Annotated in this window: 8 protein-coding genes; 4 read left to right on the top strand and 4 right to left on the bottom strand. The window is 74.8% G+C overall.

The annotated features are described in order from the left end of the window. Window positions 1-10 precede the first annotated feature (10 nt). Window positions 11-661, bottom strand: a complete 651-nt coding sequence (locus VKA29_RS31850) for a class I SAM-dependent methyltransferase (protein ID WP_324789494.1) — start codon at window positions 659-661, stop codon at window positions 11-13. Window positions 662-789: 128 nt separating this feature from the next. Then, a complete protein-coding gene (locus VKA29_RS31855; RefSeq protein WP_324789485.1) occupies window positions 790-2,523 on the bottom strand; it encodes an MFS transporter in 1,734 nt (577 codons plus the stop codon). Window positions 2,524-2,800: 277 nt separating this feature from the next. Here VKA29_RS31855 and VKA29_RS31860 point away from each other — a divergent pair, with 277 nt between their 5' ends. Next, entirely contained in the window at window positions 2,801-4,234 is a 1,434-nt protein-coding gene (locus VKA29_RS31860) for an MFS transporter (RefSeq protein WP_420718611.1), read from the top strand. A 127-nt stretch (window positions 4,235-4,361) separates the two neighbouring features. Here the strand turns inward: VKA29_RS31860 and VKA29_RS31865 are convergent, their stop codons facing one another. After that, on the bottom strand, window positions 4,362-4,994 hold the full coding sequence (locus VKA29_RS31865) for a response regulator transcription factor (RefSeq protein ID WP_324789495.1): 633 nt from the start codon (window positions 4,992-4,994) through the stop codon (window positions 4,362-4,364). A 932-nt stretch (window positions 4,995-5,926) separates the two neighbouring features. After that, window positions 5,927-7,321, bottom strand: coding sequence for a sensor histidine kinase (locus VKA29_RS31870; protein WP_324789487.1), 1,395 nt, complete (start codon window positions 7,319-7,321; stop codon window positions 5,927-5,929). A gap of 343 nt (window positions 7,322-7,664) precedes the next feature. Between VKA29_RS31870 and VKA29_RS31875 the strand changes: the two genes are divergently transcribed. The 3 genes from VKA29_RS31875 to VKA29_RS31885 all read left to right on the top strand — a co-directional run bounded on the left by VKA29_RS31875 (window position 7,665) and on the right by VKA29_RS31885 (window position 10,640). Then, complete coding sequence (locus VKA29_RS31875) at window positions 7,665-8,522, top strand: MaoC/PaaZ C-terminal domain-containing protein (RefSeq protein WP_324789488.1); 858 nt, start codon at window positions 7,665-7,667, stop codon at window positions 8,520-8,522. A gap of 65 nt (window positions 8,523-8,587) precedes the next feature. Next, window positions 8,588-9,664 (top strand): Zn-dependent alcohol dehydrogenase, encoded by a 1,077-nt coding sequence (locus VKA29_RS31880; RefSeq protein WP_324789489.1) that lies wholly within the window; start codon window positions 8,588-8,590, stop codon window positions 9,662-9,664. Window positions 9,665-9,692: 28 nt separating this feature from the next. Further along, entirely contained in the window at window positions 9,693-10,640 is a 948-nt protein-coding gene (locus VKA29_RS31885) for a 3-oxoacyl-ACP reductase (protein ID WP_324789490.1), read from the top strand. Window positions 10,641-10,826: the final 186 nt, after the last annotated feature.

A 10,826-nucleotide genomic window follows, 5' to 3' on the forward strand; every position in this document is an offset into this window, starting at 1 on the left:
AACCGGGCGCTCAGATCCCCGCCCGCGTTCGCCGCAGGACGCGCAACGAGTCGGTCGCCGAGACCTCGGTGAAGGCGCCGGACGCCAGCGCCCTGAGGTAGACGCGGTAGGGGGCCTGGCCGGTGAACTCGTCCTTCGGGTCCGGGAAGACGTCGTGGATGAGCAGCAGGCCGCCCTGGGCCACGTGGGGGGCCCAGCCCTCGTAGTCCGCGGTGGCGTGCTCGTCGGTGTGGCCGCCGTCGATGAAGACGAGGCCGAGCGGAGCGGCCCAGACCTTCGCCACCTGCGGGGAGCGCCCGACCAGGGCCACCACGTGGTCCTCCAGGCCCGCCCGGTACAGGGTGCGGCGGAACGTCGGCAGGGTGTCCATCAGGCCGAGTTCCGGGTCCACCGTCTCCGGGTCGTGGTAGTCCCAGCCCGGCTGCTGTTCCTCGCTGCCGCGGTGGTGGTCGACCGTCAGCGCGGTGACCGACGCCTGGCGGGCCGCGTCGGCGAGCAGGATCGTGGAGCGGCCGCAGTACGTGCCGACCTCGAGCAGCGGCAGCCCGAGCCGGCCCGCCTCGACGGCCGCCGCGTACAGGGCGAGGCCCTCGTGCGCGGGCATGAACCCCTTGGCCGCCTCGAACGCGGCCAGGATCTCCGGCTTGGGTGCCGCGGGCATCGGATACGCCTTTCCGTAGCGGTCGTCTCGGCGCCCCATGCTGCCGCACCCCCTGCCGCCGGGCGACAGGGGGTGCGGCGAGGGAGCGGACGGGGGACCGGCGAGCGCCGGGTCGGCTTCCGGGTCGGCTACGCCGAGACCGCGGTGCCCGGCAGCGGGAGGTCCACCTCGACGGCGCCCTCGTCTCCGCCGTGCGTCGCCGACGAGGCGAGCGGGCCGTGCCCGGCCGCCCGCGCGGCGAGGACGTACGCGCCGCCGGACGGCACGGCGACGGCGTAGCTGCCGTCCTGGGCGGACAGCGTCGCGCCCGCCTGGCGGCCCCGCCGGTCGATGAGCGTGACCTTGGCGCGGGCCACCGGGGCGCCGGAGGCGTCCAGCACCCGGCCGCGGAAGCCGCGCAGCGCCTCCTCGGCGCGTGCCAGGTTCGCCTCCTCCTCGCTGCTCGCGCGCAGCCGCGACGCCCGGTCGGGCCGGGGCAGGAACGCCGCCATCAGCAGGCCGACGGCGACCGCACCCGTCGCGATCAGGAAGGAGACCCGGAAGCCGTGCAGGGTCGGGACCGCGACGCCGCCGACGTCGTTCGCGGTGTTCGCGAGCACCATGCCGATGACGGCGCTCGACACGGAGGTGCCGATGGAGCGCATCAGGGTGTTCAGACCGTTGGCGGCGCCGGTCTCCGAGGCCGGTACCGCCCCGACGATCAGGGCGGGGAGCGAGGAGTAGGCCAGGCCGATGCCCGCGCCGAGGATCACCGAGATGACGAGGCTCTGCCAGGGGGCGCTCATCAGGCCGAGGCCGACGCCGTAGCCGATCCCGATGATCAGCATGCCGAGGACGAGCGTGACCTTCGGGCCGTACCGCGCCGACAGGCGGGCGTAGACGGGCGCCGTGAACATCATCGTCAGGCCCAGCGGGGCGACCAGCAGACCGGCGACCACCATCGACTGGCCGAGGCCGTAACCGGTCGCCTTCGGCAGCTGGAGCAGCTGGGGCAGGACGAGCGAGACGACGTAGAAGCTGACGCCCACCATGACCGACGCCAGGTTGGTGAAGAGGACCGCGGGGCGGGCCGTGGTGCGCAGGTCCACCAGCGGGGCCTGGACGCGCAGCTCCAGCACGCCCCACAGGAGCAGGACGGCGGCCGCCGCGCCGAACAGGCCGAGCGTGGTGCCCGAGGACCAGCCCCAGTCGCTGCCCTTGGTGATCGGCAGCAGGAACAGCACCAGACCGGCGGACAGGCCGAGCGCGCCCGGCAGGTCGAAGGACCCCTCGGCGCGCATCGGGGACTCGGGTACGACGAGGAGGGTGAGGGCGATCGAGAGGGCGCCGAGGCCGGCGGCGCCGTAGAAGAGGGCGTGCCAGTCGGCGTGCTGGGCGACCAGGGCCGCGAGCGGCAGCGCGAGGCCGCCGCCGACGCCGATCGAGGAACTCATCAGGGCCATGGCCGAGCCGAGCCGCTCGCGGGGCAGCATGTCGCGCATCAGGCCGATGCCGAGCGGGATCGCGCCCATCGCGAAGCCCTGGAGGGTGCGGCCGGCGATCATCGGCAGCAGCGTGCTGGTGAGCGCGCTGACCAGGGCGCCGGCCACCATCACCGCGAGGCTGAGGACGAGCATGCGCCGCTTGCCGTACAGGTCGCCGAGGCGGCCCATGATCGGGGTGGCCACGGCGCCCGAGAGCAGTGTCGAGGTCAGGACCCAGGTGGCGTTGCTGGGGGCGGTGTCCAGCAGCTGCGGCAGGTCCTTGATGACCGGGACGAGCAGGGTCTGCATCACCGCGACAACGATCCCCGCGAAGGCGAGGACCGGGACCACGGCCCCGCTCGCCGCCCGGGCGGGCCGGTCGTTCGTCGTGTGGGTCATGGGATGAGGCCTCCAGTGGGATAAGTGCCTGGTAAACCTCGTATGCATGAGCAACTATTCCGTTGCTTCGGGTCCCTAACGAATTCTTGACCGGCCCATGAAGATCTGACCTTCAGTCAGCCGTACGGTGCCGGGGCGGTCGGTCGGTCGGTCGGTCGGTCGGTTGGGCGTGCGTGCGTGCGGTCGGTCGGGCGGGCGGGTGGGCGGTCCTAGGTCCGACGGCCGAGAGCGGTCCGGAGCGAAATCCCGATGCACCGGGCGGCGCCGGGTTGAGAGCATGGCACCCATGCTCGGAGCCGCTGAGGACACCACCCGCACCTTCCGCCGCCGTGGCGTGCCTCCCACCTGGCTGGTCGTGGCGCTGGCCTGCGCCGGGCAGTTCCTGGTCGTCCTCGACATCTCCGTCGTCAACGTGGCGCTGCCGTCCATGCGGGCCGACCTGGGACTGAGCGCCCAGGGGCTGCAGTGGGTGGTGAACGCGTACGCGATCGCCTTCGCCGGGTTCATGCTGCTCGGCGGGCGGGCCGGTGACCTGTACGGGCGCAAGCGGATGTTCCTGGTCGGGCTCGCCCTGTTCACGCTGGCCTCGCTGGGCGGCGGACTGGCCCGGGAAGGCACCCAACTGCTGCTCGCGCGCGCCGTGCAGGGGCTCGGGGCGGCGGTTCTCGCGCCCGCCACGCTCACCATCCTCACCTCCGCCGTACCCGAGGGCCCGGCGCGCGCCCGGGCGATCGCCACCTGGACCGCGGTGGGCGCGGGCGGCGGGGCCGCGGGCGGCCTCGTCGGCGGGCTGCTGGTGGACGGACTGTCCTGGCGGTGGGTGCTGCTGATCAACGTGCCGGTCGGCGCGGTCGTCCTCGCCGGGGCCTACGGCAGGCTGGTGGAGAGCCGCGACGGCGACGGGCGCCGCCTCGACCTGCCGGGCGCGGTGCTGGTGACGGCCGGTCTCGCCACCCTCGCGTACGGCATCTCGCAGACCGAGGCCGAGGGGTGGACGGCGGCGGCCACCCTGACGCCGCTCGCCGTCGGGCTCGCGCTGATGGCGCTCTTCCTGACGGTCGAGGCGCGCACGGCGGCCCCCCTGATGCCGCTCGGGCTGCTGCGGGTGCGGACGGTGGCGTCGGCGAACGCCGCCATGTTCCTGTGCGGCTCCGCGATGTTCTGCATGTGGTTCTTCATGACGCTGTACACCCAGAACGTGCTGGGTTACACCCCGCTCCAGGCCGGTCTCGCCCTGGTGCCGAGTTCCCTGGCCGTGCTGATCGGGTCGAAGGCGGCGCCCCGCTTCATGCGGGTGTTCGGCGCGCGCACCGTGGCCGCGCTCGGGACGCTGGTGGCGGCGTCCGGCTTCGGCTGGCAGTCGGCGATGACCCCACGGGGCGCGTACCTGACCGAGATCATGTTCCCCGGCATCCTGATGATGCTGGGCGCGGGCCTGACGGCGACCCCGCTCGCCGCGCTCGCCACGTCCGGTGCGGCGCCGGGGGAGGCCGGTCTGGTCTCCGGACTGGTCAACACCTCTCGCACGATGGGCGGTTCGCTCGGCCTCGCGGTGATGTCGACGATCGCGGCGGCCCGTTCGGCGGGCAGCGACACCCCGGCGGCGCTGACGGACGGATACGCCCTGGTGTTCCGCACGGGTGCCGGCGTGCTGCTCGTGGGGACGCTGCTGATGCTGGCCTGGCTGCCCCGCGGGCGCTCCGCCAGGTGAGGCGGGAGGGCGTCCCGCGCCGTCGGGAGCCCGGGCACGGCCTCGGGCACGGCCTACCGGTCGACGGAGGCGGCGGGCCGGTCGGTGGAGGCGGCGGGCCGGTCGACGGAGGGTGCGGGCCGTGCCCTCACAGCCAGCCCTGCTGCCGTGCCTCCCGCATCGCCTCCATGCGGTTGCGGGTGCCGGTCTTGCCGATCGCGGAGGAGAGGTAGTTGCGGACGGTGGACTCCGACAGGTGCAGCCGGGCGGCGATGTCGGCGACGGTCGCGCCGTCCGCGGACGCCCTGAGGACGTCGCACTCCCGTGGGGTGAGCGGGCTGGGCCCGGCGCTCAGCGCCGCCGCGGCCAGCGCGGGGTCGATCACGGTCTCGCCGGTCAGCACCCGGCGGACCGCGGCCGCCAGTTCCTCCACGGGCCCGTCCTTGACCAGGAATCCCGCGGCTCCGGCCTCCATGGCCCGCCGCAGGTAGCCGGGACGGCCGAAGGTGGTCAGGATCAGCACCCGGCAGTCGGGCACCTGGTCGTGCAGTGCGGCGGCGGCGTCCAGACCGCTCATGCCGGGCAGTTCGATGTCCAGCAGGGCCACGTCCGGGCGGTGCAGCAGGGCGGCGTCCACGATGGCGTCGCCCGTCCCGACCTGGGCGACGACCTCGATGTCGTCCTCCATGCCGAGCAGCAGGGCGAGGGCGCCCCGCATCATTCCCTGGTCCTCGGCGAGCAGGACCCGCACGCACTTACCCGGCCGGTGACCCCGGGGCATCTCGTCCACGGCCCAAGCGTAGAGCGCCCGCGACCCCCCGGCCCGTCCGAACCCGCGCCCCCGCCCCCGGCCGACTGTGCCCCGGCCGGGGGCGGGGGCGGTCCGCGGCACCCGGGTCCGCTTGCCCGCCCGGTGCGGCCTCGGCCCGTCCGGGCCCGGCCTGCGCTCCCCGCCCGCGGTGCTCGGTCGGGGCGACCCCGGTCCGTGACGCTCCGGTCTGCTCGTGGGCCCGGGGGGTCCTGGCTTCTCCGGGTCCGGCCGGTTGTGGCCTTGGCCTGTCCGGGCGCGGGCTGCGCTCGTCGGCCGCGGTGCTAGGTCGGGGCGGGCCCGGTCCGTGATGTTCTGGTCTGCTTGTGCGGCCGGGGGGTCCTGGTTTCTCCGGGTCCGGCCGGTTGTGGCCTTGGCCTGTCCGGGCGCGGGCTGCGCTCGTCGGCCGCGGTGCTCGGTCGGGGCGGGCCCGGTCTGTGGTGCTCTGGTCTGCTTGTGCGGCCGGGGGGGCCTGGTTTCTCCGGGTCCGGCCGGTTGTGGCCTTGGCCTGTCCGGGCCCGGGCTGCGCTCGTCGGCCGCGGTGCTCGGTCGGGGCGGGCCCGGTCTGTGGTGCTCTGGTCTGCTTGTGCGGCCGGGGGGTCCTGGTTTCTCCGGGTCCGGCCGGTTGTGGCCTCGGCCTGTCCGGGCCGAGGCCGCGACGACCCGGTCCGCTCGTCCGGCGCGCCGCAACCCGGTCGGTCCGTGACATCCCGGCCCGCCTGGGCGGTACGCGGCTTCCGGCCCGTCCGCCCGGGGCGCGGTGCCGTCGGCGGCGGTGACCGTGCCGTCCGGTCTCCCGCGGCCTCGGTGTCGCTCATGGCCGCGGGGCGGCGGGCCGGTCGGCCGGCCGCCACCGCCCACCTGGCCGGCGGTCATCCGGCCGGTGGCCGCCGGCCGCCGGGCGGTCACGGCGTCCCGGCTCCGGTGCCCGTCGGCAGCGGCGACCCCGTCCGCGGCGGAAGGGGCGGCGACTCGGCGGACTCGGCGGACTCCGCCGGGTCCGCCGGCAGTTCCGCGGTGATCGTGAAGCCGTGCGGTGACGCGGTCGTCCGCAGGCTCCCGCCCGCCACCGTGAGGCGCTCCACGAGGCCCCTCAGGCCCGTGCCACCCCCCGTGCCCCCCGCGCCGCCGATGCCGTCGGCACCCCCGGCACCCCCAGCCCCGCCGGCACCCGGCCCGTCCACCGCACCGCCGACGCCTCCCGCGCCCCCGGCCCCCGCCGTCCCGGCGCCCCGGGTGCCGCCGTTGTCGGTGACCGTCAGGCTGACCCGCTCGGCGGTGCCGTCGAGGGCGATCTCGCAGCGGCTCGCCCCGCTGTGCCGTACGACGTTCGTCACGGCCTCCCGCACCACCCACCCCAGCAGCGCCTCGGTCCCCCGGGCGAGCGGTGGTCCGGACCGCGTGACCACGGGCTCGACACCGGCCGCCGTCAGCACCGAGCGGGCCCGGTCCAGTTCCGTGGCGAGGCTGCCCTCCCGGTACCCGGTCACCGCCTCGCGGATCTCCGTGAGCGCCTGCCGGCCGACCGACTCGATGTCGGTGATCTGCGCGAGTGCCCCGTCCGGGTCCCGCGGCGCGAGCCGCCGCGCCGCCTCCGACTTCACCACGATCACCGACAGCGTGTGCCCGAGCAGGTCGTGCAGGTCGCGGGAGAACCGCAGCCGCTCCTTCTCGACCGCGCGCCGGGCCAGTTCCTCGCGGGCGGCACGCAGTTCCCGTACCGCCTCCGACAGGGACAGGATCGCCGCCGTCACCATCGTCGAGATCCAGGTGGCGTACGCGATGCCGAGACCGCTCCAGCCGTCGCGGGCGCAGCAGACCGACGCCGCGAGGACGGCGACGCCCGCGCCCGTCCAGCGCAGCCGGGACCCCCGCAGCGCCGCCCCCGTCGCGAGGCCGAGCAGGGGGAAGAACAGCAGCCAGTTGCCGCCGTAGCCGATGGCGAGACCGCAGGTCAGCAGCGCCATCACCGTCAGTGCCACCCGCGTCGACACCGCCGCGCGCGTCTCCTTCACGAAGGAGCGGAACGCCACGTGGATGTAGAGGGAGTTGAAGGTGAGCAGGCCCAGGCCGCCGATCCACGGGTTGGGGGTCTCGCCCTGGAAGAGGTTGGAGAACGCGCCCATCCCCATCAGCAGCCAGGGCAGCAGCGAGAACCCGGAGGCGGGCGGGCCGGGATCCTCGGGCCCCCGCCCGCCCGGCCGCGCGGGGTGCCTGCCGGCCCGCCGCGTCGCGTCCCTCAGGTCCCCTCGGCAGGAGGCCCCGCGTAATCCGCACGCTGTCCTGCGAAACCGGTCCATCACTCTGCTCCCCGTTCCGTTCGGCGGCCCCGGAGCGTCGGTACGACGGCAGGGCCCCTCGGCCGTGCCTCGGCTGAGCCGAGGCCGTGCCGACGACGCTACGCACCGGCCGCCCGGCCCGGCAGGGGCAGCCGTACGGACTCCCACGGGACAAATGTCCCGGCCTCCCCGCCCGCCCCCGAGACCTGACGCACCGTCAGGAGACTTCACAACTGCGGGACGCTGGGCTATACAGAGGGCGCCGGACTGGAACGCGTTCTAGATCGGCCCGCAGCGACCCCGGTGCGGCCGACGGTGCGGACGGCCGCACCGGGGTCTTCCCGCCGTCACCTCCAGGAGCCCCATGCCCATCGACGCAGCCAAGGCCCTCGCCGCCGGACCCCGTTCCGCCGGGATCGCCTGGGACCGCAAGGACGTCCAGCTCTACCACCTCGGCATCGGCGCCGGCGTCCCCGCCACGGACCCGGCCGAGCTGCGCTACACCCTGGAGTCACGGCTGCACGTCCTGCCGAGCTTCGCCACCGTCGCGGGCGCGGGCGCCCCGGGCGTGATCGGCGGCCTGTCCATGCCGGGCGTCGACGTCGACCTCGCCAGGGTCCTGCACGGCGGCCAGGCACTCACCGTCCACCGCCCGATCCCGGTGGAGGGCACCGCCACCGCCACCTCCCGGGTCGCCGCCGTGTACGACAAGGGCACGGCGGCCGTCCTCGTCCTGCGCACCGAGGCCGCGGACGCCGAGGGCCCGCTGTGGACCAACGACGCCCAGATCTTCGTACGCGGCGAGGGCGGCTGGGGCGGCGACCGCGGTCCCTCCGCCCGGCTGGAGCCGCCCGCGGGCGAGCCCGACCGGACCGTCGAGCGGCCGGTCCGCGAGGACCAGGCCCTCCTCTACCGCCTCAGCGGCGACTGGAACCCGCTGCACGCCGACCCCGACTTCGCCAAGCACGCCGGATTCGAGCGCCCCATCCTGCACGGGCTGTGCACCTACGGCATGACGCTCAAGGCGGTCGTCGACACGCTGCTCGGCGGCGACACCGGCCGGGTGCGCTCGTACGCCACCCGGTTCGCCGGGGTCGTGTACCCGGGCGAGACCCTGCGCATCCGCATGTGGCGGCAGACCGGCCGGGTACGGGTGACCGTCACCGCCGTCGAGCGGGCGGACGCCCCCGTCCTCGCCGACACGATCGTCGAACACTCCTGACCCCCGGATGACCTGTGAACCCCGGATGACCTGTGAACCCTGGATGACCTGAGGGGAGCCGCACCATGCGCGCAGCGGTACTGCACGAGATCGGCCAGGACAAGCTGGAGGTCCTCGACGACGTCGAGGCGGTGGGCTTCGGGCCCGGCAGGGTCAGGATCCGGGTGCGCGCCACGGGGCTGTGCCACTCCGACCTGTCCGCGATGAGCGGGGTGCTGCCGCAGCCGGCGCCGTTCGTGCCCGGGCACGAGGGCGCGGGCGAGATCCTCGAGGTCGGCGAGGGCGTCGGCCACGTCAAGCCCGGCGACCGGGTCGTCGTGTGCTGGCTGCCGGCCTGCGGCAGCTGCCCCGCCTGCGGGCGCGGCCAGACCGAGCTGTGCCTGGCCGGGTTCATGAACGCGGGCACCCCCAACTTCCGCCGCCCGGCCGGTGACGTGTTCGGCTTCGCCGGGACGGGCACCTTCGCCGAGGAGGTCGTCGTCGACGCCGGCTGCGCGGTGCCGATCCCCGACGACGTGCCCTTCGACATCGCCGCGCTGATCGGCTGCGGGGTCACCACCGGCCTCGGCGCCGCCCTCAACACCGCCGACGTGGAGGCCGGTTCGTCGGTCGCCGTGATCGGATGCGGCGGCGTCGGCGTCTGCGCCGTCCAGGGGGCGCGGCTGAAGGGTGCCGCCGAGATCGTCGCCGTGGACCCGGTCGCCTCGCGCCGTGCGGCCGCGCTGCGGTTCGGCGCCACGCGGGCCGTGCCGCCGGACGAACTGGCCGACGTCAGGCAGCAGGTCACCGGCGGCGAGGGCTTCGACTACGTCTTCGAGGTCGTCGGCAGGTCCGCCACCGCCCGCACGGCGTACGAGAACACCCGGCGCGGCGGCACCCTGGTCGTGGTCGGCGCGGGCGCCATGGACGACTTCCTCCAGCTCAACATGTTCGAGCTGTTCTTCGACGAGAAGCGCATCCTGCCCTCGATGTACGGCGGCGGCGACATCCTGCGCTCCTACGAGCGGACCATCGCCCTGTGGCGGGCGGGCCGCGTCGACCTCGAGGGCCTGATCACGCACCGGGTGCCGCTCGCCCGGATCGACGAGGCCATCGAGCAGATGCGCACGGGCACCGCGCTGCGCACGTGCGTCGAGATCTGACGGGGATGCCGGGATGAGGGGAGTGTCCGTGTCGCTGCCACTGCAAGGAATGTCCGCCCTGGTCACCGGAGCCGGCCGGGGCCTGGGCCGCGCCGAGGCGCTGGAACTCGCCCGGCTCGGCGCGGCCGTCGTCGTCAACGACTACGGGCAGCCGGGCCGGGACGGCTCGGGGAGCGCCTCCGCGGGCCCCGCCGAGCAGGTCGCCGCCGAGATCCGCGCCGCGGGCGGCACGGCGCTGGCCCACACCGGAGACGTGTCCGACTTCGCCCAGGCCCGCGAGATGGTCGAGTCGGTGATCGCCGAGTACGGCCGTCTCGACATCCTGGTCAACAACGCGGGCATCCTGCGCGACCGCATGGTCTTCTCCATGACCGAGGACGAGTGGGACTCGGTGATCCGGGTCCACCTCAAGGGGCACTTCAACACCACCCGCTTCGCCGCGGCGCACTGGCGGGAGCGGTCCAAGGCGACCGGCGCGCCGGTGTACGGGCGGATCGTCAACACCTCGTCGGAGGCGTTCCTCGCCGGATCCGCGGGGCAGCCCAACTACGCCGCCGCGAAGGGCGGAATCGTCGGGCTGACCACCTCGACGGCGCTCGCGCTCGCCAGGTACGGCGTGACCGCGAACGTGATCTGCCCGCGCGCCCGTACCCGGATGACCGAGGACGTCTTCGCCGGGCTCGCCCGCCCGGCCGACGGCGGCCTCGACCCGCTCGCCCCCGAGCATGTCGCCCCGCTCGTCGGCTACTTGGCGTCGCCGGCCGCCTCCCGGATCAACGGCCAGCTGCTCGTCGTGCACGGCGGCATGGTGGCCGTCGTCGAACGGCCGCGGGTGCGTGCGAAGTTCGACAGCAAGCAGGAGACCTTCAGCCACGACGAACTGGACGCGCTGCTCACCCCGCACTACGCGGAGCGGCCGGCGGGGGAGACGTTCGGGGCGGCGGAGGTGCTGCGGCTCGGCCGGGAGCAGCCGTAAGCGGAGCGGGAGCAGCCGTCAGCGGAGCGGGAGCAGCGGGAAGCCGAGGGGGAGGAGCCGGGCGCGGACACGCGGAGGGGCCCGCACGCCGTCCGGCGTGCGGGCCCCTGGTCAGGAGTTCAATTCTCCTTAGCTCCACGGATCGGCAACTCCGCGGGTCGACACACTGTCGAGTTGTCAAGGATC

Source organism: Streptomyces sp. H51, assembly GCF_035656535.1.
GTDB lineage: Bacteria > Actinomycetota > Actinomycetes > Streptomycetales > Streptomycetaceae > Streptomyces.

Bases quoted from the DNA above. Each gene is read 5' to 3' on its own strand.
- VKA29_RS31850 (WP_324789494.1), bottom strand. From the start codon at position 661: ATGCCCGCGGCACCCAAGCCGGAGATCCTGGCCGCGTTCGAGGCGGCC.
- VKA29_RS31855 (WP_324789485.1), bottom strand. From the start codon at position 2,523: ATGACCCACACGACGAACGACCGGCCCGCCCGGGCGGCGAGCGGGGCC.
- VKA29_RS31860 (WP_420718611.1), top strand. From the start codon at position 2,801: ATGGCACCCATGCTCGGAGCCGCTGAGGACACCACCCGCACCTTCCGC.
- VKA29_RS31865 (WP_324789495.1), bottom strand. From the start codon at position 4,994: ATGCCCCGGGGTCACCGGCCGGGTAAGTGCGTGCGGGTCCTGCTCGCC.
- VKA29_RS31870 (WP_324789487.1), bottom strand. From the start codon at position 7,321: ATGGACCGGTTTCGCAGGACAGCGTGCGGATTACGCGGGGCCTCCTGC.
- VKA29_RS31875 (WP_324789488.1), top strand. From the start codon at position 7,665: ATGCCCATCGACGCAGCCAAGGCCCTCGCCGCCGGACCCCGTTCCGCC.
- VKA29_RS31880 (WP_324789489.1), top strand. From the start codon at position 8,588: ATGCGCGCAGCGGTACTGCACGAGATCGGCCAGGACAAGCTGGAGGTC.